General features: G+C 53.2%; 15 protein-coding genes. 5 read left to right on the forward strand and 10 right to left on the reverse strand.

The window, feature by feature from the left end; all coding sequences use genetic code 11:
• Positions 1-21: 21 nt before the first annotated feature.
• From lpxK to serC, 8 genes are all read right to left on the reverse strand, one after another.
• Positions 22-1,002, reverse strand: a complete 981-nt coding sequence (gene lpxK, locus ABLU78_RS21840) for a tetraacyldisaccharide 4'-kinase (RefSeq protein WP_048228607.1) — start codon at positions 1,000-1,002, stop codon at positions 22-24.
• On the reverse strand, positions 999-2,747 hold the full coding sequence (gene msbA, locus ABLU78_RS21845; protein WP_015704886.1) for a lipid A ABC transporter ATP-binding protein/permease MsbA: 1,749 nt from the start codon (positions 2,745-2,747) through the stop codon (positions 999-1,001). Before msbA ends, lpxK begins: the two co-directional genes overlap by 4 nt.
• 45 nt (positions 2,748-2,792) lie before the next feature.
• The gene (locus ABLU78_RS21850) at positions 2,793-5,048 is read right to left on the reverse strand and encodes a ComEC family protein (protein ID WP_048228606.1); all 2,256 of its coding nucleotides are present in this window, start codon (positions 5,046-5,048) and stop codon (positions 2,793-2,795) included.
• A 205-nt stretch (positions 5,049-5,253) separates the two neighbouring features.
• Positions 5,254-5,541, reverse strand: a complete 288-nt coding sequence (gene ihfB, locus ABLU78_RS21855) for an integration host factor subunit beta (protein ID WP_004100704.1) — start codon at positions 5,539-5,541, stop codon at positions 5,254-5,256.
• Between the two features lie 150 nt (positions 5,542-5,691).
• On the reverse strand, positions 5,692-7,365 hold the full coding sequence (gene rpsA, locus ABLU78_RS21860; RefSeq protein ID WP_015367470.1) for a 30S ribosomal protein S1: 1,674 nt from the start codon (positions 7,363-7,365) through the stop codon (positions 5,692-5,694).
• 137 nt (positions 7,366-7,502) lie between these two features.
• Positions 7,503-8,186: a (d)CMP kinase gene (gene cmk, locus ABLU78_RS21865; protein WP_015367471.1), complete on the reverse strand. Its 684-nt coding sequence runs from the start codon at positions 8,184-8,186 to the stop codon at positions 7,503-7,505.
• 193 nt (positions 8,187-8,379) lie between these two features.
• The gene (aroA, locus tag ABLU78_RS21870; RefSeq protein WP_020079258.1) at positions 8,380-9,663 is read right to left on the reverse strand and encodes a 3-phosphoshikimate 1-carboxyvinyltransferase; all 1,284 of its coding nucleotides are present in this window, start codon (positions 9,661-9,663) and stop codon (positions 8,380-8,382) included.
• Positions 9,664-9,737: 74 nt separating this feature from the next.
• A complete protein-coding gene (gene serC / locus ABLU78_RS21875; RefSeq protein ID WP_020079259.1) occupies positions 9,738-10,826 on the reverse strand; it encodes a 3-phosphoserine/phosphohydroxythreonine transaminase in 1,089 nt (362 codons plus the stop codon).
• Positions 10,827-11,271: 445 nt separating this feature from the next.
• On the opposite strand from serC, the gene ABLU78_RS21880 reads away from it, so the two are divergent.
• From ABLU78_RS21880 to pflA, 5 genes are all read left to right on the forward strand, one after another.
• Entirely contained in the window at positions 11,272-11,499 is a 228-nt protein-coding gene (locus tag ABLU78_RS21880) for a hypothetical protein (protein ID WP_045375643.1), read from the forward strand.
• Positions 11,500-11,636: 137 nt separating this feature from the next.
• Entirely contained in the window at positions 11,637-13,397 is a 1,761-nt protein-coding gene (ycaO, locus tag ABLU78_RS21885; protein WP_015367476.1) for a 30S ribosomal protein S12 methylthiotransferase accessory factor YcaO, read from the forward strand.
• Positions 13,398-13,777: 380 nt separating this feature from the next.
• Entirely contained in the window at positions 13,778-14,635 is an 858-nt protein-coding gene (focA, locus tag ABLU78_RS21890) for a formate transporter FocA (RefSeq protein WP_015367477.1), read from the forward strand.
• A gap of 51 nt (positions 14,636-14,686) precedes the next feature.
• The gene (gene pflB, locus ABLU78_RS21895) at positions 14,687-16,969 is read left to right on the forward strand and encodes a formate C-acetyltransferase (RefSeq protein ID WP_015367478.1); all 2,283 of its coding nucleotides are present in this window, start codon (positions 14,687-14,689) and stop codon (positions 16,967-16,969) included.
• 191 nt (positions 16,970-17,160) lie between these two features.
• Positions 17,161-17,901 carry a pyruvate formate lyase 1-activating protein gene (gene pflA / locus ABLU78_RS21900; RefSeq protein ID WP_048228605.1) on the forward strand — a complete coding sequence of 247 codons (741 nt, stop codon included), beginning with the start codon at positions 17,161-17,163 and terminating at the stop codon, positions 17,899-17,901.
• A 157-nt stretch (positions 17,902-18,058) separates the two neighbouring features.
• On the opposite strand, the gene ABLU78_RS21905 is transcribed toward pflA, so the two are convergent.
• Together ABLU78_RS21905 and ABLU78_RS21910 are read right to left on the reverse strand one after the other, a co-directional pair.
• Positions 18,059-19,207, reverse strand: coding sequence for an MFS transporter (locus ABLU78_RS21905; protein ID WP_015367480.1), 1,149 nt, complete (start codon positions 19,205-19,207; stop codon positions 18,059-18,061).
• Positions 19,208-19,480: 273 nt separating this feature from the next.
• Complete coding sequence (locus ABLU78_RS21910) at positions 19,481-20,344, reverse strand: dimethyl sulfoxide reductase anchor subunit family protein (protein ID WP_047041710.1); 864 nt, start codon at positions 20,342-20,344, stop codon at positions 19,481-19,483.
• Position 20,345 lies beyond the last annotated feature (1 nt).

Below are 20,345 nucleotides of genomic sequence, written 5' to 3' on the forward strand. Positions count from 1 at the left end.
CGAGCAAAGCCAGCACGCAGGTTAACGTTGCGCCAGCGTCACTAAGTCCGCGAGCAACCGCTGTGCGCGATCATCGGTCATTATGGCGTCAACCGGCAGATACCACCAGTTAGCGGCGGCGAATTCACGGCATTTTACCGCGTCTTTCTCGGTCATCAACAACGTCTGCGACGGGGTTACCAATGCGGCGACAGCGCTTTGACTCAGCGCCTGATGATCCGCCAGCGCCACGGTTTTCACCGGCCGCACGCCGCAGTTTTCTAGCGTCGCGAAAAAGCGCGGCGGATGGCCAATGCCGGCCATCGCTACTACGTTATCGAGGGTCGCAACATCGCGACGCTCGCCGGTAAGCAGGTTCACCGCCATGCCGGGACGCAACTGCATCGGAATTTCACCCGGGCGGGCGACCCCGCCGTTGACGATAACGGCATCGACGCTTTGCAAACGGGATGCGCGCTCGCGCATCGGCCCGGCCGGCAGCCACCAGCCGTTGCCAAAGCGGCGTACACCGTCAATCACGACAATTTCTACATCCCGCGCCAGCTTATAGTGCTGCAGACCGTCATCGGTAACAATAATTTGCAAATCGTGTGCGGCCAATAACGCTTTTACCGCGTCGCTGCGTAGCGGAGAAACCGCTACCGGCGCGCCGGTACGCTGATGAATCAACATCGGTTCATCGCCTGCCTGCGCCGTACTGGTCGCGTCATCCAGAACCAACGGATAGCTGTCGGCTTTGCCGCCGTAACCGCGAGACACCACGCCGACGCGAATACCGCGCTGCTGTAGTTGCTCCACCAACCACACCACCACCGGCGTTTTACCGTTGCCGCCGGCGGTCAGGTTACCGACCACGACTACAGGCACCGGCGCGCGCCAGGCTTTTTTCCACCCCAGCTTATAGCTAAGGCGAATGAAAGCGCTCACCAGGCCATACAGCCAGGAGAGCGGCAGCAATAGCCGCCAGAGCGGCGATTCGCCGGACCAGATGCGCGCTATCATTGACCGAATTGCATCTTGTGTAGCTGCGCGTAAACGCCTTTATGTTCCAGCAGATCCAGATGGCTACCGCGTTCAACAATGCGGCCATCTTCTACCACCACGATTTCGTCAGCCTGTTCGATAGTTGACAGGCGGTGGGCGATAACCAGTGAAGTGCGGTTTTTCTGCAGTTCATCCAGTGCCGCCTGAATCGCACGTTCCGACTCGGTATCCAGCGCCGAGGTGGCTTCATCGAGGATCAGGATAGGGCTGTTGCGCAGCAGCGCACGCGCAATAGCGATACGCTGACGTTGACCGCCGGAGAGCATGACGCCATTCTCGCCGATAATCGTGTCCAGACCGTTATCCATCTTGTTGATAAAGTCCATCGCATAGGCCATACGCGCCGCTTCTTCAATTTGCTCACGGGTGTACTCTTCGGTACGCGCATAGGCGATGTTATTAGCGACGGTGTCATTAAACAGATGCACATTTTGCGAAACCAACGCCACCTGATCGCGCAGGGAGCTCAGTTTGTACTCGCGCAGATCGTGACCATCCAGCAGGATCTGTCCCTCGTCAACGTCGTAGAAACGAGTAATCAGGCTGGCAATAGTGGATTTACCTGAGCCGGATCGCCCGACCAATGCAACGGTTTTCCCCTCCGGAATGCTCAGATTAATGTTACGCAGCGCGGCAACTTCGCGACCAGGATAGCTAAAGGTGACGTTGTGGAACTCCAGGTTACCTTTGGCGCGCTCAATCACGCGCGTGCCTTCGTCTTTCTCCTGCTCGGAATCCAGAATGGAGAACAGCGTCTGACATGCCGCCATCCCACGCTGGAACTGCGCGTTGACGTTAGTCAGGGATTTCAGCGGACGCATTAGCGCGATCATCGAAGAAAAGACCACGGTGATGGTACCGGCGGTCAGGGTTTCCATGACGCTTGGGAAGCTCGCCGCATAAAGCACAAAGGCCAGAGCCAGAGAGGCAATCAGCTGAATGACCGGGTCGGAGATAGAGGACGCGGAGACCATTTTCATCCCCTGCAGGCGCATCTTATTACTGACCTTGTCAAAACGCTTGGTTTCGACTTCCTGACCGCCGAACATCAGCACTTCTTTATGCCCTTTGAGCATCTGTTCCGCGCTGGTGGTCACCTGCCCCATGGTGTTCTGCATATTCTTACTGATATTACGAAAACGCTTCGAAACCACCCGAATCGCGACTGACACAATCGGCGCCAGCACGATAAGAATCAGCGACAATTGCCAGCTGTAATAGAACATCATGGCGAACAGGCCAATAATTGAGGCCCCTTCACGCACTACGGTTATCAACGCGCTGGAGGAAGATGAAGCAACCTGTTCGGAGTCGTAAGTGATACGCGACAGCAACGTCCCGGTGGACTGTTTGTCGAAGAAGGCGACGGGCATGCCCATCATATGACCGAACAGGCGGCGACGCATCGTCATTACCACTTTGCCGGAAACCCAGGAGATACAGTAGCTCGAGATATAGCTACTGATGCCGCGAAGCACCATCAAACCGATCACCACCAGCGGCATCCATAACAGCACTGAGCGATCCGTTTTACCAAAACCATCATCCAATAACGGTTTAAGAAGCGATAACATGAAGGTATCACTTGCCGCGTTAAGCACCAACGCCACGGCCGCTACGATTAGCCCGGCTTTAAACGGCGCTATCATCGGCCAAAGTCGGCGGAAGGTCTGCCACGTGGAGAGATCTTTATCGTTCTGCATTCAATAAACCAGCTTATGTTGAAATAGCCGCATATTCTACCCGTTCTACGCCTCTGCGCCAAACCACTGATGATACCAACGAGGTAAAAGTTGATCCCGTAAGCTCTGGATTTGCCAACCATCTGGAGAAAAAATAAGCGTAATTTGCCCTGAGTGCGGAGTATCAAACCACAGATACCCCTGTTGGCGATAACGCTGCACGACCTTACTGGAAGGCATCTTCCAGGCATTGTACCGCGCTGCCGATGCGATGGCCGCCTCTCCTCCTACCCGCTGCAGTAATGTCAGACTGGATGATGTATTACTACCGTGGTGCGGAACCTGAATAAGTGTAGACGTAAGATGCTGCCAGTAATGACTCATCATTTTCTGTTCGGCCGGAATTTCGATATCACCGGTAAGTAAAACGCTGCGCTTGCCGTCATCGACCCTAACCACACAGGAACCATTGTTTCCTTTATGCTCACCCGCAGGCAACGGCCAAAGCGCCTGAAATCGAAGCCCTCGCCAGCGCCAGGTTTCTCCTCTGTGGCAGGGTAGATGTCCACGCAGCTTAAGCGGACTGCGAATCACGAGATGCGGCCACGCCTTAATGAGCGCATTCAGACCACCGCGATGATCAAGATGTTCGTGGCTCAGGATGACCCCTTCCGGATGGAGACCGCGCCAGCGCAACCAGGGCACGATGAGTCGCTGGCCGCTATCGCCTCCCGGCCAGGCGGGGCCGGTATCGTACAGCATTGCCGCCCCTTGACGCTCAATGACTATCGCTAACCCTTGTCCGACATCCAACATCGTCACTCTCCACTCGCCTGGCGTCGCGGTGCGCCAGAAGGGCCAACTGAGTAGCGCCACGCCGCTCATACAGAGTAACGGCATCTGACGCCAGGCCTGAAAACGCCATGCCAGGAGCGCCAGCCACGGTAGTACACTGATCGCCAACCACCGTTCGTCAAGCGATAACCATCCGGCAGGCAAATGGCGTAAGAACCAGAATAATATTGCCAGCAGACGATCGGCGAGTTGCCATAACGCCATTTCAAGCAACACCGGGCCGCTTAGATGCAGTAGCATCGCCGCTAAAATCAGCGGGACTATCAGAAATGTCACCAGCGGAACGGCAACCAGGTTTGCTATCAATGAAGTCAGGCTAATCCCATGAAAAAGCCCTATCTGCAGTGGCGCCAGCAGTAGCATCAGGCCGCATTGCAGGTGGCCCAGCGCCAACAGTTGCCGCCACGGTGAACGACAGCGGAGCCGGCGAAGCGGCGCAAGCTGATACCAGAAAATCAACGCAGCAACCGCAAACACCGATAACCACAGGCTTTCTGAAATCATCGCCAGCGGATCAGCCAACAGTATTGCCGCAATACAACAGCAAAAGATTTGCCACGGCGACCAACGCCAGGCCTGTAGCCTTAACAGACATCCTGCGCTTAAGGCCGCACAGGTACGCAGCGCCGGGGGTTGCATGCCGGTAAGCCAGGCGTAAAACAGCGCGCAGCCTAACCCGACAAGCAGCGGTATCCGCCAGCCTATCCAGCGGCACGGAAGAAAGAACTGTATTCCACGAACCAGCAACCAGCCAAGCGACGCCCCCAGCGCAATATGCAGGCCGGAGATAGCCATTAAATGGGAGGTTCCCGTCTCCTGCATTAATCTTTTTATCTCATCCGCAACTGCCAGGCGCTCCCCCATTCCCAGCCCCAGCATCACCGTTTTCCATGGATACTCAGCGAGTGTGCGGTTTAACGAGGCCAGATAGCGAGCCCGGAAGCTACAACGTGAATCAAGCGATGAGGCATTTAGAAAACGTCCGCTAAGCGGGCGATGCTGTGCAAGAGCGTAGCGCTGGCTATCGAAGCCGCCCTCATTTAACTGTCCATGTACCGGACGAGCGCGGATGGTCATCAGCCATCGCTGCCCGGCGCAACCGGGTTCAGGTAGTTCGCTGCCGTAGAGGGTAATCCCAACCGCAGGATATAAACGCCGACCCTCAAGACGAATTATCTTGCCTTGCCAGCTCGTCAGGCCATCACCTGCGACCAGTTCAATAACGGCCTGTCGGTTGCGACCGGGAATATGTTCAGTGGGCCACAGCGCTTGCCGGGCATGTAATATTCCCCATACGAAAAATAGCAACGTCAATGCGGCATACGTTGTGCAAGGTTTGCGCAGCGTTGCAATGATTAGCGCAGCGCCAATCAAGCACCAGACGCTTAGCATATTCGGTAGCGCCGGTAGCCAAAGCAGCGGCGAAATTCCGATTATGGCGCAGCCTGCCAGATGTGGTAATCGCATAACACCTCCCTGTTATCGGGGAGTGTCAGACAATTCGCCACCATGATCATGCATAAAAGAATGGCGTTGCGTCGCGCTATCCGGGAAATGTTGGCGCTTGCTATCAGGTAACAAAAGTTTTGCGAGCGGACGCGAAAAACAGACATAAAAAAAGCACCCTCAGGTGCTTTTTTATTAAGTAAGTCTTTGCCTGATGCGGAAAAACTTACTCTTCGTAAATATTGGCGCGGTCGCGTAGTTCTTTCCCGGGCTTAAAGTGAGGAACGTATTTACCTTCCAGTTCCACTTTATCGCCAGTCTTCGGGTTACGCCCGGTGCGAGGTGCTCGATAGTGCAGAGAGAAGCTGCCGAAACCGCGGATTTCAATGCGCTCACCTTGAGCAAGCGTTGAGGCCATATGCTCCAGCATTTCTTTAACAGCATCTTCCACCGCTTTCGCCGGGATATGAGATTGCTGGCTGGCAAGTCTTTCTATCAATTCTGACTTGGTCATTTTTCCTCCGGTTTCCTTCAAGGCAAAGTTAGCTTACAGCTTAAACAAGGGCGGCCGTAGCCGCCCTTTGTGCTTGATTACAGGACGAATCCTACAATCTGTCAAGTAAACTCGTCATTATTCAGGCCGTTGTGGCCTGAATAACTAAGATTACTCGCCTTTAGCTGCTTTGAAAGCTTCAGCCATTGCGTTGTTAGAGAAGTTTGCATCTTCCTGTTTGTTAACAGTTGCGATTGCATCTTTCTCGTCAGCTTCGTCTTTCGCACGAACAGAAAGGCTGATTGCGCGGTTTTTACGATCAACGCCGGTGAATTTAGCTTCAACTTCGTCGCCAACGCTCAGAACCAGAGTTGCATCTTCAACGCGGTCACGGGATGCTTCAGAAGCACGCAGGTAACCTTCAACGCCGTCAGCCAGTTCTACGGTTGCGCCTTTAGCATCAACTGCAGTTACTTTACCGGTTACGATAGCGCCTTTCTTGTTCAGAGCAACGTAGTTGTTGAACGGATCTTCCGCCAGCTGTTTAACGCCCAGGGAGATACGCTCACGTTCTGCGTCAACCTGCAGTACAACTGCAGCGATTTCGTCGCCTTTTTTGTATTCACGAACTGCTTCTTCGCCTGCAACGTTCCAGGAGATGTCAGACAGGTGAACCAGGCCGTCGATGCCGCCGTCCAGGCCGATGAAGATACCGAAGTCAGTGATAGACTTGATTTTACCTTCAACACGGTCGCCCTTGTTGTGGGTTTCCGCGAACTGCTGCCATGGGTTAGATTTGCACTGCTTCAGACCCAGGGAGATACGACGACGTTCTTCGTCGATATCCAGAACCATAACTTCCACTACATCGCCAACGTTAACAACTTTGGACGGGTGGATGTTTTTGTTGGTCCAATCCATTTCGGAAACGTGAACCAGGCCTTCAACGCCTTCTTCGATTTCAACGAAGCAGCCGTAGTCGGTCAGGTTGGTCACGCGACCGGTCAGTTTGGTACCTTCCGGATAACGCTTAGCGATAGCTACCCACGGATCTTCGCCCAGCTGTTTCAGGCCCAGGGATACACGGGTACGCTCGCGGTCGAACTTCAGCACTTTAACAGTGATTTCGTCGCCAACGTTTACGATTTCGCTCGGATGCTTAACGCGTTTCCAGGCCATATCGGTGATGTGCAGCAGGCCGTCAACGCCGCCCAGATCAACGAATGCACCGTAGTCAGTGAGGTTCTTAACGATACCTTTGACTTCCATGCCTTCCTGCAGGTTTTCCAGCAGCTGATCGCGCTCTGCGCTGTTTTCGGATTCGATAACGGCACGACGAGAAACAACGACGTTGTTACGTTTCTGGTCCAGCTTGATGACTTTGAATTCAAGCTCTTTGCCTTCCAGGTGCAGCGTGTCGCGCACCGGACGAACGTCTACCAGGGAACCCGGCAGGAACGCACGAATACCATTCAGCTCAACAGTGAAGCCACCTTTAACTTTGCCGTTGATAACACCGACTACAGTTTCAGCGTCTTCGTAAGCTTTTTCCAGCGTGATCCAAGCTTCGTGACGTTTAGCTTTCTCACGGGACAGCAGGGTTTCACCGAAGCCGTCTTCTACTGCATCCAGAGCAACGTCAACTTCGTCACCAACCTGGATTTCCAGCTCGCCCTGGGCGTTTTTGAACTGCTCAGCCGGGATGGCGGACTCAGATTTCAGACCAGCGTCAACCAGTACGATATCTTTGTCGATAGCAACAACAACACCACGAACGATGGAACCCGGGCGGGTTTCGATTTCTTTTAAGGATTCTTCAAATAGTTGAGCAAAAGATTCAGTCATGTTTAATCTTCAGGTTTCATATTTAACGTCCACCTGGCTCCGTGCCGGATGGGGTTGTTTAACATACCCGCTAACACTCCGTTGCTGCGGGGGTACTGCTATAATTCGGAGGCTTGCGACGCTTTGCCGGTTAACGGTTAAGCGATAGCCAGTTTTTCGCGCGCATATTGTAGCGCTTTTTCAATTACTTGCTCAATGCTTAGTTCAGTGGAATCGAGAACTAATGCATCAGCGGCCGGGACAAGCGGCGCCACAGCACGATTACGATCGCGATCGTCACGCTCTTTTATCTCGGACAAAAGACGTTCAAAGTTAACACTAAAACCCTTCTCCTGCAACTGTAGCAGGCGGCGCTGGGCACGTTCTTCCGCCGATGCATCGAGGAAAATTTTAACCGGCGCATCCGGGAACACGACGGTGCCCATATCGCGGCCGTCGGCAATCAGGCCAGGCAGTTCGCGGAAGGCGCGTTGACGGCGCAGCAGCGCTTCACGTACACGTGGGAAAGCCGCGACCTTAGAGGCGGTATTGGCCACTTCCTGGGTACGGATCTCTGCGCTGACATCCTCGCCTTCCAGCACCACTTCCAGGTTGCCGTCAGTAGAAATAAACCGCACATCGAGATGAGCTGCCAGCGGAACCAGCGCCTCTTCTGACTCGACGTCTACGTGATGATGTAAGGCTGCCAGCGCAAGAACGCGGTAAATGGCCCCGGAATCCAGCAGATGCCAGCCAAGCGCTTCCGCCATTGCCTTGCACAACGTGCCCTTACCCGCACCGCCAGGTCCATCAATGGTGATTACCGGAACATTTGCCGTCATCTTTTTCTCCTTCAGCAAGGCGCATGAATATAAACGCCGCGCATTATACGCATCAATGCGCCAGAAAGTGAGCATTGCGTGCAAATTACGGAATAGAAGAAATTAAATGTAGAAGAATTGCGCAATTATAGCGGGCTGGCAGAATACCAGCCCGCAAGATGACAAAGCTTTACCTTAAAGGACAGAACAGACTTTACGCGAGGGTACTAATTCGCGCCAACTGCTCGAAATAATCCGGGAACGTTTTCGCCGTGCATTTCGGATCAAGGATAGTGACCGGCGTCGCCGATAAGGCCACCAGCGAGAAGCACATCGCCATGCGGTGATCGTTGTAGGTACCGATTTCAGCAAATTTCAGCGTCTCAGGCGGCGTAATACGAATATAATCTTCGCCCTCTTCTACTTCGGCGCCCACTTTACGCAGTTCAGTGGCCATCGCGAACAGGCGGTCGGTCTCTTTCACCCGCCAGTTGTAAATATTGCGTAGCACCGTGGTGCCTTTCGCGAATAGCGCCGCAGTGGCGATAGTCATTGCCGCATCCGGGATATGGTTCATATCCATATCGACAGCATTCAGCTCACCGCGGGTACAGGCGATGAAATCGTCGCCCCAGGTAATTGTCGCGCCCATTTTTTCCAGCACATCGGCAAAGCGAATGTCGCCCTGAACGCTATTGCGGCCAATCCCGGTCACTTTTACCGTACCGCCTTTAATCGCGCCGGCAGCAAGGAAATAAGAGGCTGAAGAAGCATCACCTTCCACCAGATAGTCGCCCGGCGACTGATACTGTTGCTTGCCGCGTACGACAAAGCGCTGGTAGTTGTGGTTTTCAACGTCAACGCCAAAGGTTTTCATCAGGTGCAGCGTGATGTCGATGTAAGGTTTGGACACCAGGTCGCCTTTAATCGCGATTGTCGTGTCCTGCGGCGCCAGCGGCGCAGTCATCAGTAAAGCGGTAAGGAACTGGCTGGAGACGCTGCCATCGACTTCCACCTGGCCGCCATTGAAACCGCCGCGCAGGCGCAGAGGCGGATAGTTTTCCTGCTCCAGATACTCAATTTGCGCGCCCCCCTGGCGTAACGCATCGACCAGGTGGCCTATCGGTCGCTCTTTCATTCGCGGTTCGCCGGTCAGCACAATATCGTTGTCGCCGAGGCACAACGCCGCCGCCAGTGGGCGCATCGCCGTACCAGCATTACCGAGAAACAACTCCAGCGCGCCGCTGGCCTGAAGCGGACCGCCGTTGCCGGTGACTTCACAGCGAGTACGATCGGCGGACAGGGTATAGTGAACTCCCAGGGCGTTAAGCGCATTAAGCATGTGGCGAACATCATCGCTGTCCAGCAAATTGGTCAGCACGGTGGTGCCGTGGGCTAATGCCGCCAGCAGCAAAGCGCGGTTAGAAACACTTTTTGACCCGGGTAGGTTTACGGTGCCATCAACGCGCGCAATGGGTTGTAACGTCAGGGATTCCATGAAACTCGACTCTCAAAAAAACAGAATAAAAACCCCGCAGACCGGCCGCGGGGATGAAAATAAGCGCTCAGCAATTAGCCGCGACGACGTTCAAAGTCCTGCATGAAGTCGGTAAGCGCCTTGACGCCGGCCAGCGGCATCGCATTGTATATAGAAGCGCGCATACCGCCCACCACGCGGTGGCCCTTCAGCGCATGCAGACCAGCCGCAAAAGATTCTTCAAGGAACAGTTTGTCCAGCGCGCTATCCGCCAGTTGGAACGGCACGTTCATCCGCGAGCGGTTGGCCGCGGCAACATCGTTACGATAGAAATCGCTATTATCAATCACGCCATACAGCAATTCAGCCTTCTGCTGGTTGATTTTATCCATCGCAGCGACGCCGCCCTGCTCTTTCAGCCATTTAAATACCAGCCCCGCCAGATACCAGGCGAAGGTCGGCGGCGTGTTGAACATTGAATCATTGGCGTTCAGCACGGTGTAATCAAGGATCGATGGGCAGGCGACGCTGGCTTTACCCAGCAGATCTTCACGCACGATAACCAGCGTTAACCCTGCCGGGCCGATATTCTTCTGCGCGCCAGCGTAAATCACGCCATAGCGGCTGACGTCAATTTCATGCGACAAAATACTGGAGGAGTAATCCGCGGTAACGACCACATCATCGCCAAAGTTTGGCGTTTCGTGGATAGCGATACCATCAATGGTTTCATTTGGACAGAAGTGCAGGTAAGCCGCGCCCGGCGTCAACTGCCATTCACTCATCGGTTTAACGGCTCGCAGGCCGTCAACGGTGGTTTTCGCATCAATAACGTTTGGCGTGCAGTATTTTTGCGCTTCTTTCACCGCACTTGCCGCCCAGTAGCCAGCATCCACATAATCTGCTGTCGTTTTGTCACCCAGCAGATTTAACGGGATCCCGGCAAACTGGCCGCGACCGCCGCCATGACAGAACAACACTTTATAGTTGGAAGGGATGTTGAGCAGATCGCGGAAATCCTGTTCTGCCGTTTCAGCCACCTGGATAAACTCCTTACCACGATGGCTGATTTCCATTACCGACGTCCCCAGACCGTGCCAGTCGCACAGTTCCTGTTGCGCCAGTTTGAGAACTTCTGCCGGCAGCATTGCCGGGCCCGAACTAAAGTTATAGACCTGAGCCATTTCCCCTCACCACGTTGCTATATTGTCTGCACGCGAACCGTCGCGGGCATAAGTTATTCCTGTGGCTATCGGTTTTATCATTCAGTGACACACACCGCAACGAGTAAAACTCGCCACCCCGAAAACGAGCCCGCCATCACACAAAAGAATTGACCATCTTGACGTCATTAAACCGACATAATCGCTGCGAGCAGATCGCTTTTGCCTCTCTTTCCGCCATCCATTCCGGATTTGGACTAAGGCATAAATAATTATCATCTACATTCACAGGAATCGATCTCGCCATCGTGCAATCCGTCAACTCATTTAATACTTGAATATTATCTTAATTCTTCATGAATTATGTTTCTGCGCGAGCTCTGCCATTTACCGCCGCATTTCCAGATCATTAAAATTTTTATACCAGCCGATGGAGACTGGTATTAATCACTTTAAAGGAATAGTTATGCGTGAATTAACCTGTAACGAAATGTCTGATGTGAGCGGCGGCTTTGGCCTGTTATCCATTCCGGCAGCAATTGGTTTGCTGGTCAGTATCCCGACAATTGTCATCGGCGCGATTACCGGGCCCTTTACGCTGGGGGCAGGCTTCGCAGTGATGGCGGCAGGCATCGTTGGCACCAGCCTTGCCGGCGCGGCCATGATCGTTAGTATTTGTACACCAGTACTGTAACTCGTGATGGCATGTGGAGTTTCTCCGCATGCCATTTACCGCTCTTCTCTTTTTATCCGTTAGCGCGGCGAACGACATAGCCACTTACCTACAAAACCCGTATCATTGCCCATCCTGCCAACAATAAACGAATTGCTATGACCCAGACATTTATCCCCGGCAAAGATGCCGCCCTGGAAGATTCCATCGCTCGCTTCCAGCAGAAACTGCTCGACCTCGGATTTGATATTGAAGAGGCCTCGTGGCTGAACCCGGTTCCACATGTGTGGTCCGTTCACATTCGCGATAAAGAGTGTGCGCTGTGCTTTACCAATGGTAAAGGCGCGACTAAAAAGGCGGCGCTGGCATCCGCGCTGGGCGAATATTTTGAACGTCTGTCCACCAACTACTTCTTTGCGGACTTCTGGTTAGGCGAAACCATCGCTAACGGTCCATTTGTTCATTATCCGAACGAAAAGTGGTTCCCGCTGACTGAAGACGATGAAGTACCGGAAGGCCTGCTGGATGCCCGCCTGCGCGCCTTTTACGATCCGGACGATCAGTTGACTGCCAGTATGCTCGTAGACCTGCAATCCGGTAATGACGAGCGCGGCGTTTGCGGCCTGCCGTTTACCCGTCAATCCGACGGCGAAACTGTTTATATTCCGATGAATATCGTCGGCAACCTGTATGTCTCCAACGGCATGTCAGCGGGCAATACCCCGAATGAAGCGCGCGTACAGGGCTTGTCTGAAGTCTTTGAGCGTCACATTAAAAACCGCATCATAGCAGAGAGCATCAGCCTGCCGGAGATCCCGGCTGAGGTAATGGCGCGCTATCCGGGCGTCGTTGAATCTATCGCTAAACTTGAAGCTGAAGGTTTCCCGATCTTCGCTTACGATGGCTCATTGGGCGGCAAATACCCGGTTATTTGCGTGGTTCTGTTTAACCCGGCTAACGGCACCTGCTTCGCCTCTTTCGGCGCCCATCCGGATTTCGGCGTGGCGCTGGAGCGTACCGTCACCGAACTGCTACAGGGCCGCAGCCTGAAAGACCTCGACGTCTTTACCCCGCCGACTTTTGATGACGAAGAAGTCGCCGAGCACGCCAACCTGGAAACTCACTTCATTGATTCCAGCGGCCTGATCTCCTGGGATATGTTCAAACAGGATGCCGACTATCCGTTTGTAGACTGGAATTTCTCCGGCACGACTGAAGAAGAGTTCGCCACCCTGATGGCTATCTTCAAAGCAGAAGATAAAGAAGTCTATATCGCCGACTACGAACATCTGAGCGTCTATGCCTGCCGAATCATCGTTCCAGGGATGTCCGATATTTATCCAGCGGAAGACCTGTGGCTTGCAAACAACAGCATGGGCGCGCATCTGCGCGACACTATTCTCTCCCTGCCGGGTAGCGAGTGGGAAAAAGAAGATTATCTGGCGCTTATTGAGCAAATGGACGACGAAGGTCTTGATGACTTCACGCGCGTACGCGAGCTGTTAGGACTGGCAACCGGCAAAGACAACGGCTGGTATACCCTGCGCATCGGTGAGCTCAAAGCGATGCTGGCGTTGGCCGGCGGCGACCTGGATCAGGCGTTGATTTGGACGGAGTGGACCATGGAATTCAATGCCTCCATCTTCAGCCCTGAGCGCGCCAACTATTATCGTTGCCTGCAAACGTTGCTGCTGCTTAGCCAGGAAGAAGAACGCCAGCCGCTACAGTATCTGAATGCCTTCATCCGTATGTATGGCGCGGATGCAGTAGAAGCCGCGAGCGCCGCTCTGAGCGGCGAAGCGCCGTTCTATGGCCTGCAGGCGGTCGATAGCGATCTGCACGCTTTCCCGGCGCATCAATCTTTACTGAAGGCCTACGAAAAGCTACAACGTGCAAAAGCGGCCTTCTGGGCCAAATAACCCTTTATAGGTAAAAAATAACGTACGGAGCCGACAGCGGCTCCGTTTTCTTATGATTTGTGCCAAAACCATGCCATTTTGTAGCCCATGAGTTAACTTTAAGTAAAAAACAATATTTGGTGATATTTAGATTGTTAATTTTAATAAAAATACTCCATTCTAATTAACCGTAATCAATGGTCACCCATGGAAATTTTCAACATTATTTATAAATATTAAAATTTAGTTTTTTATTAAAAATCAAAAAGATAAATCAATAACAGGCTAATTCCACACGCAAAATGGGCCTATGACTCCGGTAGGATATGATCTACATCAAATTCCCTTCTATAATGCTTTGTTAGTATCACACCGCCAACTTATATAAAGAGAGAGTTAGTGTGAAAGCTGACAACCCTTTTGATCTTTTACTCCCTGCCGCGATGGCGAAAGTCGCCGAAGAAGCAGGTGTCTATAAAGCGACGAAACATCCGCTGAAGACGTTTTATCTGGCGATTACCGCCGGTGTCTTCATCTCCATCGCTTTTGTGTTTTATATCACGGCGACCACCGGTACCGCCGCAATGCCATTCGGGATTGCCAAACTTATCGGCGGGGTATGCTTCTCACTAGGTCTGATTCTTTGCGTTATCTGCGGTGCTGACCTTTTCACCTCTACCGTACTGATCGTCGTGGCGAAAGCCAGCGGGCGTATTACCTGGGGTCAGCTGGCAAAAAACTGGCTTAACGTCTATGTTGGAAACCTCATCGGCGCACTGCTATTCGTATTATTAATGTGGTTATCCGGCGAGTATATGACGGCCAACGGCGGCTGGGGCTTAAATGTTCTGCAAACTGCAGACCACAAAATGCACCATACGTTTATTGAAGCCGTCTGCCTGGGTATCCTGGCGAACCTGATGGTTTGTCTGGCTGTCTGGATGAGTTACTCCGGCCGCAGCCTGATGGACAAAGCGATGATCATGGTGTTGCCGGTTGCGATGTTTGTCGCCAGCGGCTTTGAACACAGCATCGCTAATATGTTTATGATCCCGATGGGTATCGTAATTCGCAACTTTGCAAGCCCGGAATTCTGGACCGCTATCGGTTCAACTCCGGAGAGTTTTTCTCACTTAACCGTTATGAACTTCATCACTGATAACCTGATTCCAGTCACTATCGGAAACATCATCGGCGGTGGTTTGTTGGTTGGGTTGACATACTGGGTCATTTACCTGCGTGGCGACGATCATCATTAATGGTTGTCTCAGGCAGTAAATAAAAAATCCACTTAAGAAGGTAGGTGTTACATGTCCGAGCTTAATGAAAAGTTAGCCACAGCCTGGGAAGGTTTTGCGAAAGGTGACTGGCAGAACGAAGTCAACGTACGTGACTTTATCCAGAAAAACTACACCCCATATGAAGGTGACGAATCCTTCCTGGCTGGCGCAACTGATGCGACCACCAAGCTGTGGGACAGCGTAATGGAAGGCGTTAAACAGGAAAACCGCACTCACGCGCCTGTTGATTTCGACACTTCCCTCGCATCCACCATCACTTCTCACGACGCGGGCTACATCGAGAAAGCGCTCGAGAAAATCGTTGGTCTGCAAACTGAAGCCCCGCTGAAACGTGCGATTATCCCGTTCGGCGGTATCAAAATGGTTGAAGGTTCCTGCAAAGCGTACAATCGCGAACTGGACCCGATGCTGAAAAAAATCTTCACCGAGTACCGTAAAACTCACAACCAGGGCGTTTTCGACGTATATACCCCGGACATCCTGCGCTGCCGTAAATCCGGCGTACTGACCGGTCTGCCGGATGCTTACGGCCGTGGTCGTATCATCGGTGACTATCGTCGCGTTGCGCTGTACGGTATCGACTTCCTGATGAAAGACAAATTCGCCCAGTTCAACTCGCTGCAGGCGAAACTGGAAAGCGGCGAAGATCTGGAAGCAACCATCCGTCTGCGTGAAGAAATTGCTGAACAGCATCGCGCGCTGGGTCAGATCAAAGAGATGGCGGCTAAATATGGCTACGACATCTCCGGTCCGGCGACTACCGCTCAGGAAGCTATTCAGTGGACCTACTTCGGTTACCTGGCCGCCGTTAAATCTCAGAACGGCGCGGCAATGTCCTTCGGTCGTACTTCCAGCTTCCTGGATATCTACATCGAACGTGACCTGCAGGCGGGTAAAATCACCGAGCAAGACGCGCAGGAAATGGTTGACCACCTGGTCATGAAACTGCGTATGGTTCGCTTCCTGCGTACCCCGGAATATGATGAACTGTTCTCCGGCGACCCGATTTGGGCAACGGAATCTATCGGTGGTATGGGCGTTGACGGCCGTACTCTGGTAACCAAAAACAGCTTCCGCTTCCTGAACACCCTGTACACCATGGGGCCGTCTCCGGAGCCGAACATCACTATCCTGTGGTCTGAAAAACTGCCGCTGAGCTTTAAGAAATTCGCCGCTAAAGTATCCATCGATACCTCTTCTCTGCAGTACGAGAACGATGACCTGATGCGCCCGGACTTCAACAACGACGATTACGCTATCGCATGCTGCGTAAGCCCGATGATTGTTGGTAAACAAATGCAGTTCTTCGGCGCTCGCGCTAACCTCGCGAAAACCATGCTGTATGCTATCAACGGCGGCGTTGATGAAAAACTGAAAATGCAGGTTGGTCCGAAATCTGAACCGATCAAAGGCGACGTCCTGAACTTCGACGAAGTTATGGAGCGCATGGATCACTTCATGGACTGGCTGGCTAAACAGTACGTCACCGCGCTGAACATCATTCATTACATGCATGACAAGTACAGCTACGAAGCCTCTCTGATGGCGCTGCACGACCGTGACGTTATCCGCACCATGGCGTGTGGTATCGCAGGTCTGTCCGTTGCTGCTGACTCCCTGTCTGCTATCAAATATGCGAAAGTTAAACCGATTCGTGACGAAGACGGTCTGGCTGTTGACTTCGAAATCGAAGGCGAATACCCGCAGTTTGGTAACAACGATGCTCGCGTCGATGACATGGCCGTTGACCTGGTTGAACGTTTCATGAAGAAAATTCAGAAACTGCACACCTACCGCAACGCTATCCCGACTCAGTCCGTTCTGACCATCACTTCTAACGTCGTGTATGGTAAGAAAACCGGTAACACCCCAGATGGTCGTCGCGCTGGCGCGCCGTTCGGACCAGGTGCTAACCCGATGCACGGCCGTGACCAGAAAGGTGCTGTAGCCTCTCTGACTTCCGTTGCTAAACTGCCGTTTGCTTACGCTAAAGATGGTATCTCTTACACCTTCTCTATCGTGCCGAACGCGCTGGGTAAAGATGACGAAGTTCGTAAGACCAACCTGGCGGGCCTGATGGATGGTTACTTCCACCACGAAGCGTCCATCGAAGGTGGTCAGCACCTGAACGTGAACGTCATGAACCGCGAAATGCTGCTCGACGCGATGGAAAACCCGGAAAAATATCCGCAGCTGACCATTCGTGTATCTGGCTACGCGGTACGTTTTAACTCCCTGACTAAAGAACAGCAGCAGGATGTTATTACCCGTACCTTCACTCAGACCATGTAATTCCCTGTCTGACTGAAAAAGCGTACAATAAAGGCCCCACATCAGTGGGGCCTTTTTAACACGTGATTCCCTGCCCCAGCCTGCTTTGCCAGTTATCTATACTTTGGGTACCTGTCAAAACAGACTTAACACAGCCGGTTTGAGCTGTGCATCACAGGCCCTGGAGGGCCGAACCCGGAGATATCACCGCAATGTCAACTATTGGTCGTATTCACTCCTTTGAATCCTGTGGCACCGTCGATGGCCCAGGCATCCGCTTTATTACCTTCTTCCAGGGCTGCCTGATGCGCTGCCTTTACTGCCATAACCGCGACACCTGGGATACCCATGGCGGTAAAGAAATCACCGTTGAAGAATTGATGAAAGAAGTGGTGACCTATCGCCACTTTATGAATGCCTCGGGCGGCGGCGTCACCGCCTCCGGCGGCGAGGCGATCCTGCAGGCTGAATTTGTCCGCGACTGGTTCCGCGCCTGTAAAAAAGAAGGTATCCACACCTGTCTGGATACCAACGGCTTCGTACGCCGTTACGATCCGGTGATTGACGAGCTGCTGGAAGTCACCGATCTGGTGATGCTTGACCTCAAGCAGATGAACGATGAAATTCACCAGAACCTGGTCGGCGTTTCTAACCACCGTACGCTGGAATTCGCCCAGTATTTGTCGAAGAAAGGGATTAACGTGTGGATCCGCTACGTGGTGGTTCCCGGCTGGTCTGATGATGACGATTCCGCACATCGTCTGGGTGAGTTTACCCGCGATATGGGTAACGTCGAGAAAATCGAACTCCTGCCCTACCATGAGCTGGGTAAACACAAATGGGTGGCAATGGGCGAAGAGTACAAACTTGACGGCGTACACCCACCGAAGAAAAAGACCATGGAGCGGGTAAAAGGCATCCTGGAGCAATATGGCCATAAGGTGATGTACTAAACCGGCAGCGGGCCGGAGGTACTCTCACCACGGCCCGCAACTATAATAGTATCAATCCCGCCGATAACGCCTCATCATGAGCGCGATACCGTCTGCCCGCAGAAATATTCATTAATCAAAACGGACTACGCGTGGCCTTCGCCGCGCGCCAGATTGGTTACGCGTGTGCCACCGGCGTCGGATGATGCCCGGCTTTGCGCAGCAGGGTCAGCAGATAGATAAACGATACGCTGGCGATCATGATAAACAGCAGATTATCCGAGAAGTTCTGCATCAACATCGCCGTCAGGGTCGGCCCCAGCAGGCTGCCGATGGTATAGCTCATCAGCAGCGCCTGGTTCATCGCCACCAGTTGATGGTGTTCAACCTTCTCGCAGGCCCAGGCCATCGCCACCGGATACAGAGTAAAACCGGATGCGCCGAGTACAAAAAGCGCTGGCGCCATTGCCGCCTGGCTCAGCATCGCCAGACAGCCCAGAATCACCACAAAGACCTGTACGCGCAGCACCAGCAGGCGGCCATAGCGGTCAGCCAGACGCCCGACCGGCCACTGCCCGAGAATGCCTGCGCTAACCATCACCGCCATCCAGAAACCAATACCCGAATCGCTGACGCCCTGATGATTTAGCCACAGCGGCATCAGGCCGTACAGTGAACCAAGCACGATGCCGGAGATGATGCAGCCATTCACACCGTGGCGCGCCTGACGCAGTTTCAGCATCGGCCAGATACGTACCGTTTCATGCGGCTCGTCGGCCTGGCTCATAATACGTGTAAACATTAGCGGCAGGATCGCCGCCAGCGCCAGGCCGGTAACCCACGGCAGCACGCTCATTAAATCGGTCGGTAATTTGCTGACCATCAGTTGGCCCAACACGGTACCGATGTAATAGACCATCATGTACGCCGCCAGCAGTCGACCGCGGCTGCGGGAAGTACCGCTGCACACCAGCGCGCTTTCAACCACCACCCAAATCATTGCACAGCCCACGCCGGCGATAAAACGCCAGCTCAGCCATGTCCAGAAGCCGAGTGTGATACCCAGACCAACGCAGCCGACAGCAAAAATTAATGACGCCAGATAATAGCTACGGTTAAACCCCAGACGTTTAATGACCCAGCCGGCAAATAGTGTTCCCACCAGGTTACCGGTGAAATAAGAAGAGCCGACCATCCCAACCTGCCAGGTTGGCATATTTTCATGGGCGAGCCAGAGCGGGACAAGCGTATTTAAAACCGCGATTGCCAGCGTCAACAGAAGCAGGCCACAGAGCAACATTTGCACTGGGCGAGTGTAGATGGTCATGGGTATTAACCGTGAGGAAGTTCAGATTTCGTGCGCATCATGCCACTGCTGTAAACATTGTCAATCCGCCAGAATTCAGGCCTGACGCGGTTTTCAGGGCAACGATAGAAGTTTTTTATCCAGCGGAACGGCAACGGAATTATTCTTTATATTATTCCATTGTTTTTATTAATTTATTGGAAAACTATAGAGGGAATATCAGTAGAAAAATTTCATGAATCAACCGCATTTTTTAATCACGCCGGAATAGGCTTCCGGCGTGATTTCACGTTATTAACTGGCGATAGCCATACCGACGGTCATATGCAGACCATAGAATACGCCGCGGCCAATCATCTCGCCGACCAGCACCAGCACAAACGCCAGCCCCAGCAGCGGCAATGCGGGTTGATAACCTTTAAGCTGCGGTACAATCCAGCAGACCAACGCCAGCACTAACGCGACCGTCCGCCATGCCATTAAGGAACCATAATTCGGCACCAGCGCCGAGGCCTGTTGGATTGAACTATGGATCGTCGCCAACTCGCTGCCCTGAATCAGCGCGACGGTCACGCTAATCACCAACGCCACCAGCATGATCACCGGCAATAAACGCATCGCCCAACCGTCCACACCCGCGACGCGTAGCAGCAGGTAACCCAACAGCGGCCCGCCGATAAACAGGGTCAGGAAGAAGTTGAGCGGTGTCCAGATGGTGTACCAGGTGGGTACGGTATCAATAGTGTTATATACGCGGATCATCATCCAGACAAAGATGACGCCGAGGATCATGGTGACGACCAGCCACAGATTACGCAGCCCAGGCGGAAGTTTATTTACCACCGCCAGCAGCCAGCCAATCCCGCCGACAGCGAAGAAAAGCGCGCCGCTGGCTATTTCATTGCTTAACGATGATGCGCCAACGCGGTTCAGCGAATTAAACGCACGCATTGGCGAACCAAGGTGCATGGTGGAGGCGATAAAACCGATCCCCATTAACACCCATAGCCCAAACATGCTCATTATCACCCGCCGCTGCTGCTCGCGCGAAAGTTCGCCCTTCATCAACGCCAGCGCGAGAACGATAAAGCCCCCGGCGACGCATTGACCGAAGACCGTGAAAATCATCAGCGGCCATTCATGCCATCCATTTCCCATT

This window comes from Klebsiella sp. JN_Kp122, assembly GCF_040062085.1.
In the GTDB taxonomy this organism is placed as follows: Bacteria; Pseudomonadota; Gammaproteobacteria; order Enterobacterales; family Enterobacteriaceae; genus Klebsiella; species Klebsiella aerogenes.

Bases quoted from the DNA above. Each gene is read 5' to 3' on its own strand.
- lpxK (WP_048228607.1), bottom strand. From the start codon at position 1,002: ATGATAGCGCGCATCTGGTCCGGCGAATCGCCGCTCTGGCGGCTATTG.
- msbA (WP_015704886.1), bottom strand. From the start codon at position 2,747: ATGCAGAACGATAAAGATCTCTCCACGTGGCAGACCTTCCGCCGACTT.
- ABLU78_RS21850 (WP_048228606.1), bottom strand. From the start codon at position 5,048: ATGCGATTACCACATCTGGCAGGCTGCGCCATAATCGGAATTTCGCCG.
- ihfB (WP_004100704.1), bottom strand. From the start codon at position 5,541: ATGACCAAGTCAGAATTGATAGAAAGACTTGCCAGCCAGCAATCTCAT.
- rpsA (WP_015367470.1), bottom strand. From the start codon at position 7,365: ATGACTGAATCTTTTGCTCAACTATTTGAAGAATCCTTAAAAGAAATC.
- cmk (WP_015367471.1), bottom strand. From the start codon at position 8,186: ATGACGGCAAATGTTCCGGTAATCACCATTGATGGACCTGGCGGTGCG.
- aroA (WP_020079258.1), bottom strand. From the start codon at position 9,663: ATGGAATCCCTGACGTTACAACCCATTGCGCGCGTTGATGGCACCGTA.
- serC (WP_020079259.1), bottom strand. From the start codon at position 10,826: ATGGCTCAGGTCTATAACTTTAGTTCGGGCCCGGCAATGCTGCCGGCA.
- ABLU78_RS21880 (WP_045375643.1), top strand. From the start codon at position 11,272: ATGCGTGAATTAACCTGTAACGAAATGTCTGATGTGAGCGGCGGCTTT.
- ycaO (WP_015367476.1), top strand. From the start codon at position 11,637: ATGACCCAGACATTTATCCCCGGCAAAGATGCCGCCCTGGAAGATTCC.
- pflB (WP_015367478.1), top strand. From the start codon at position 14,687: ATGTCCGAGCTTAATGAAAAGTTAGCCACAGCCTGGGAAGGTTTTGCG.
- pflA (WP_048228605.1), top strand. From the start codon at position 17,161: ATGTCAACTATTGGTCGTATTCACTCCTTTGAATCCTGTGGCACCGTC.
- ABLU78_RS21905 (WP_015367480.1), bottom strand. From the start codon at position 19,207: ATGACCATCTACACTCGCCCAGTGCAAATGTTGCTCTGTGGCCTGCTT.
- ABLU78_RS21910 (WP_047041710.1), bottom strand. From the start codon at position 20,344: ATGGGAAATGGATGGCATGAATGGCCGCTGATGATTTTCACGGTCTTC.